The following is a 4,920-nucleotide window of genomic DNA, read 5'->3' as shown; positions in this document are numbered from 1 at the left end:
AGACGAACGCGTTGCTCAGCCGGTATTGCGCAAGCCGGCTGCCACCCCGTTGATGGTGAGGTGGATGCCGCGCTGCACGCGTTCTTCCGGCGCACGCTTCGCTGCAGCCGTAGCGCGGTGGCGCTTGATCAGCTCGACCTGCAGGTGGTTCAGCGGATCGAGATAGGCGAAGCGGTTCTTGATCGAGCGCGCCAACAGCGGATTGCCGGACAGGCGTTCCTTGGTGCCGGTGATGGCCGAGAGCACGCTGCTGGTACGTTCATGCTCGCCGGTGATGCGGCCGAAGATGGTGGTGCGCAGCTTGCGGTCCGCCACCAGCCCGGCATAGCGCGAGGCCACAGCCAGGTCGGTCTTGGAGAGCACCATGTCCATGTTCGACAGCAGGGCGGCGAAGAACGGCCATTCCTTGCACATGGCGCGCAGGGTGGCCAGACGCTTTGCGCTCTCCTTGGCGTTGCCGGCTTCTTCCAGCCAGCCCGAGACCGCGCTGCCGAAGCCATACCAGCCCGGGAAAAGCAGGCGGCACTGGCCCCACGAGAAGCCCCAGGGAATGGCGCGCAAATCCTCGATGCGCTGGGTCGCCTTGCGCGAGGCCGGACGCGAACCGATGTTCAGTTGCGCGATTTCGGCAATGGGCGTGGCCGCGAAGAAGTAATCGGTGAAGCCCGGGGTCTCGTAGACCAGGTTGCGATAAGCGCGATAGGCACGCTCCGACAGTTCTTCCATGACGCGCTCGAACTCGGCCAGCTTCCTGGCTTCCTTGCCATCGGTGGCGGCGGGCATCAGGCTCGCTTCCAGGGTGGCGGCGACCAGCAGCTCCAGGTTGCGGCGGCCAATTTCCGGATTGGAGAACTTGGAAGCGATGATTTCGCCCTGTTCGGTCAGGCGGATCTGGCCGTTGACCGTGCCCGGCGGCTGCGCCAGGATGGCCTGGTAGCTCGGACCACCGCCACGGCCGACGGTGCCGCCACGGCCGTGGAACAGGCGCAGCTTCACGCCGGCTTCATTGAACAGTTCCACCAACTGGTTCTCGGCCTTGTAGAGTTCCCAGTTGGAGGTCAGGAAGCCGCCATCCTTGTTGGAATCCGAATAGCCCAGCATCACTTCCTGCAGCTTGCCGTGCTTGGCGATCAAGCCCTTGACCTGCGGCAGGGTCAGCCAGCCGCGCATGATCTCGGCCGCACAGCGCAAGTCGGGGATGGTCTCGAACAGCGGAATGACCATCAGCTCCAGCTCGTGCAACTGGTTGCCTTCGATGTGCAGCAGCCCCGTTTCCTTCTGCAGCAGCAAGACTTCCAGCAGGTCGGACAAGGTCTCGGTGTGCGAGATGATGTAGTTGCGGATCGCGCGTTCGCCATAGCGGCGGCGAATTTCACGCGCGGCGCGCAGGATGGTCAGCTCGGAATTGGTTTCGTCGGCGTACTGCAGGTAGGGCGAATACAGCAGGCGCGGCCTGGACAGTTCACCCAGCAGCAGGGCGATCTTGCGTTCTTCGGTCAGGCCCGCATAGTCGGCCTCGACCTGAGACTTGGCAAACAGCTCGGCCAGCACGCGCTCGTGCACGTCGGAGCTCTGGCGCATGTCCAGCGTGGCCAGGTGGAAGCCGAAGATTTCCACGGCACGCTTCAATCCGGCCAGGCGCGGCTTGACCAGCGCGGCACCGTGATGGGCCTGCAGCGAGGCCACCAGCACCTCCAGTTCGGCCACGCATTCGGCCGGGCTGGCGTAGGGCGCAGCGGCACCGATTTCCTGGCGCAGGATGTTGACCACGCCCAAAGAGCGGGCCGTGGCGGCCAGGCGCGCGTAGATGCCGATGAGGGCACGGCGGTAGGGTTCGTCGGCGCGGTGCTCGGAGTGGTCCGGGGAGGCATCCGCCAGGGCCAGCAGTTCCGGGCTGGCCGCGACCATCAGGGTGGAGATGGACATCTCGGCCCCCAGCGTGTGCACTTCGTCGAGGTAGTAGTCGAAGATGGTGGTGGACTGGCGCTTCAGCGCATGCTGCATGGTGGCGGCATTGACGTTGGGGTTGCCGTCGCGGTCGCCGCCGATCCAGCTGCCCATCTGCAGGTAGGGCGGCAGCTCCACGGCGCGGGTCTTGGCGCGCGAGGGGAACTGGCTGTCGATCTCGGCTTCGATGTCGTCATACAGCGCTGGCAGTTCGCGCAGGAAGGTGATGCGGTAGTAGGAGAGGGCGTTCTCGATCTCGTCGGCCACCGTCAGCTTGGTATAGCGCAGCATGCGCGTCTGCCACAGCGTGGCGATGCGTGCGCGCAGCAGTTCGGTGTTGTGGCGCAGCTCGCGCGGGGTCAGCGGCAGGTCGCGTTCGGCCACCAGGCGGGCAATCTCGCGCTCGGCGTCCAGGATGGACTTGCGCTGCACTTCGGTCGGGTGGGCGGTCAGCACCGGCGACACCAGGGCTTCCTTCAGGAAGCTGCGCACTTGTGCGCCCGAGACGCCGGCATCATCCAGGCGCGACAGTGCATAGGCCACGCTGCCGGGCTGGGCTTCGGAGCCGGCCAGCAGGTGCGCGCGGCGGCGGCGGTTGTGGTGCTGGTCTTCGGCGATGTTGGCCAGGTGCGAAAAATAGGAAAACGCGCGCACCACCGAATTGGTCTGGTCGCGGGTCAGTTTCTTCAACAGCTTGTCCAGCTCGGCACCGGCCTTGGCATCGGATTCGCGGCGAAAACGCACGGCGGTCTGGCGGATCGTTTCCACCACCTCGAAGACTTCATCGCCTTCCTGTTCCCGCACGACTTCGCCCAGCAGGCGTCCGAGCAGGCGGATGTCTTCCTTCAGGGGCGCATCCTTGTCGGTGCTGCGGGCGGGTTTGGTGACGGTCTTGCTGGCCGGGCTGCGCTTGGCGGCAGTGGTGGCGCGGGGCGTGGAGGGAGTGGAACGGGCACTGCGTGGTGTTGGATTTTTAGTCGCCATGATCAACGGTTGCTGCGGTTTTCGGAGGAGAAAGTCGTGCTTGTGGATCGGATTGCCGTGGGTGTGCGTGCTAGAATTTGCCTCGTTTTTGGTGTGCGTCTCGCTTCTGGTCGCTGTGATCGATGTGCGTTGCTGCTTGCCCTCGATCGCTTTTTTAATCGTATTGTTCAGTCTGGATGCGCCGGTCTCCTGCTTTCCTTGTCTCCTCGGCCGCGGGTGCCACGACTGAATCGGAAAGCCCGTCTTGAAAGAATTTCCTCCTTCCAACATCGTCATCGTCTCGCGTGAAAGCCGCCTCGCCATGTGGCAGGCCGAGTACGTGCGGGACCGTCTGGCCGCATTATATCCGCAGTGCAGCATCAATATCCTCGGAACCACCACCCGTGGCGACCAGATTCTTGATCGCGCGCTTTCCAAGGTCGGCGGCAAGGGTCTGTTCGTCAAGGAGCTGGAAGTGGCCATGGCCGAAGGCCGCGCCGACCTCGCCGTGCACTGCCTCAAGGACATGCCGATGGACCTGCCCGAAGGCTTCGAGCTGGCCGCCATCCTGGAGCGCGAAGACGCGCGCGACGCTTTCGTCTCCAATGATCATGCCTCGCTGGACGCGCTGCCCGATGGCGCCATCGTCGGCACCAGCAGCCTGCGCCGCCAGGCCATGATCGCCGCGCGCTATCCGCAACTGGTGGTCAAGCCGCTGCGCGGCAATCTCGATACCCGCCTGGCCAAGCTGGATCGTGGCGACTACGCCGCCATCATCCTGGCCGTGGCCGGCCTGAACCGCCTGGGCCTGAAGGCGCGCATCCGCTCCTTCCTCGATCCCGAACAAAGCCTGCCGTCGCCCGGGCAGGGCACGCTGGCCATCGAGATCCCCGAAGGCCGCGACGACATCAAACGCCTGCTGGCCCCCTTGCATGATGTGCCGGCCGCCGTGGTGTCGGCAGCCGAGCGTTCGGTCTCGCGCATCTTCGGCGCCAGCTGCCAGATCCCGCTGGCGGCCTACGCCACGCTGGACGGAGAGCGCCTGCACCTGCGCGCCATGATCGCCACCCCCGATGGCGCACAAGCCGCTGCCGCTGAAGCCGAAGGCTCGCCGGATGCGCCCGAGGCGCTCGGTGCGCAAGTGGCCGAGCTGCTCAAGTCGCGCGGTGCCGATGCGATTCTGGCGGCCTGCAAGGCCCAGGCTGATGCCGCTTCGGCCTGAGACCCCTGGACCGTTGCCGGTGGTCGTGACGCGGCCACTGCAACAGGCCGGCGGCTTTGCCGAGCGCGTGCAGCAGCTGGGCCGGCGTGCCGTGGTATTTCCGCTGCTGGCCATCGGGCCGGTCGACGATGACAGCGAACTCAAGGCCACGTTGGCTCGCCTGCACGACTTCGCCCTGGTGGTCTTCGTCAGTCCCAATGCCATCGATGCCGCCTTTGCCCATCTGCAGGGCTGGCCGCGTGACGTGCCCATCGGCATCGTGGGGGAGGGCAGCAGGGTGGCCTTGCGCGGGCATGGCGTAGATGGCGCCAATGCCACCATCTACGGCCCGCAGCGCGCCGACAAGATGGATTCCGAGGAATTGTTCAAATCCCTCCCGTTGGAACAATTGCGCGGCCGGCGCGCTCTGATCGTGCGCGGCCAGGCCGGCCGCGATTTCCTGAGTGAAGCTTTGCAACAACAGGGCGTGGAAGTCGAATTCCTTACCGCCTACCGTCGCCTGGCCCCCGAACTGAACCCGCAAAGCCGCCTGCAACTGCTGGATTTGCTGGACGGTGGTGCCGACTGGGTCATCACCAGTTCCGAGGCCTTGCGCAATTTGCTTCACTTGGCAAGACTAGCCGGGGGCGAGGAACGTGTGGTAAAACTGCAACGACAACGCATCGTCGTCTCTCACCACAGGATCGCCGAGACCGCGCGGGAGCAGGGTTTCGTGCAGGTGGTCCTGACCGGGTCGGGAGATGAACGCCTGCTTGCCGCCCTTGTTCCACCCGCTCCCTGAGTGGCCG

At 65.2% G+C, this 4,920-nt stretch carries 3 protein-coding genes; 2 read left to right on the top strand and 1 reads right to left on the bottom strand.

Annotation, left to right across the window (positions count from 1 at the left end):
* Positions 1–15: 15 nt before the first annotated feature.
* Positions 16–2,931 (bottom strand): phosphoenolpyruvate carboxylase, encoded by a 2,916-nt coding sequence (gene ppc / locus B3873_RS21435; protein ID WP_276838315.1) that lies wholly within the window; start codon positions 2,929–2,931, stop codon positions 16–18.
* A 244-nt stretch (positions 2,932–3,175) separates the two neighbouring features.
* On the opposite strand from ppc, the gene hemC reads away from it, so the two are divergent.
* Complete coding sequence (gene hemC, locus B3873_RS21430) at positions 3,176–4,132, top strand: hydroxymethylbilane synthase (RefSeq protein WP_134135960.1); 957 nt, start codon at positions 3,176–3,178, stop codon at positions 4,130–4,132.
* Complete coding sequence (locus tag B3873_RS21425) at positions 4,116–4,913, top strand: uroporphyrinogen-III synthase (RefSeq protein ID WP_286868932.1); 798 nt, start codon at positions 4,116–4,118, stop codon at positions 4,911–4,913. The genes hemC and B3873_RS21425 overlap by 17 nt, the downstream gene beginning before the upstream one ends.
* Positions 4,914–4,920: the final 7 nt, after the last annotated feature.

Origin of the sequence: Herbaspirillum sp. UBA812, from assembly GCF_002296545.1 — a bacterium.
Taxonomy (GTDB): domain Bacteria; phylum Pseudomonadota; class Gammaproteobacteria; order Burkholderiales; family Burkholderiaceae_D; genus Herbaspirillum; species Herbaspirillum huttiense.
The sequence above is the reverse complement of the archived record's forward strand: the minus strand, read 5'-3'. Positions and strand labels throughout refer to the sequence as shown.

What these genes read in the sequence shown, in the direction of transcription:
- ppc (WP_276838315.1), bottom strand. Translation starts at nt 2,931, where the DNA reads ATGGCGACTAAAAATCCAACACCACGCAGTGCCCGTTCCACTCCCTCC.
- B3873_RS21425 (WP_286868932.1), top strand. Translation starts at nt 4,116, where the DNA reads ATGCCGCTTCGGCCTGAGACCCCTGGACCGTTGCCGGTGGTCGTGACG.